Here is a 703-nt window from a genome sequence, read left to right as displayed (position 1 = left end):
GCGGCAGGCGGGCAAGTCGTCACATCACCAACTAACGGTGCCGAAGGCGTTATCCCAGCAGTATTGATGTACTACCATCGATTCATCAAAGAGCTGGACCTTAAGCAACTAAAAGACTTTCTCGCCGTTGCTGGAGCGATTGGTATTTTATACAAAACCAACGCGTCCATGTCTGGGGCGGAAGTCGGCTGTCAAGGTGAGGTGGGAGTTTCCTCTTCTATGGCAGCGGCTGGCCTAACCGCCTTGCGAGGAGGCAGCAACGAGCAAATTTGTATCGCAGCTGAAATTGCAATGGAACACTCTCTCGGTATGACCTGCGACCCAATAGGAGGACTGGTTCAAGTGCCTTGTATTGAACGCAATGCGATGGGCGCAGTAAAAGCGATTAACGCAGCACGAATGGCACTAAAGCGCACTAGCAAATGTATTATTTCATTAGATAAAGTTATCGAAACCATGTACCAAACTGGTAAAGACATGAATAAGAAATATCGCGAGACATCTCTAGGTGGTTTGGCAATCATCCATATGGCACCACCATGTGAATAATAAGTACGCATAATTTGCATCTTTCTTTACACATCGCATTGTTGGTGGCACTTAGCATCAACAGTGCGATTTCTTCCCTTCCTTGTATCAATACTCGCCTGCTTTCCATCATTTATTTTTCAATACGTTAAATTCGTTATTAGCATTTTATTTT

1 protein-coding gene is annotated in these 703 nt (G+C 45.0%); it reads left to right on the top strand.

The genetic code is table 11. The annotated features are described in order from the left end of the window. Positions 1-549: L-serine ammonia-lyase, iron-sulfur-dependent, subunit alpha (locus R8N49_RS27205; protein WP_318190460.1), on the top strand; the 549-nt coding region annotated here is incomplete at its 5' end. Positions 550-703: the final 154 nt, after the last annotated feature.

The organism is Vibrio sp. 1978 (genome assembly GCF_033344345.1).
This window is presented reverse-complemented; position numbering and strand designations above follow the sequence as displayed.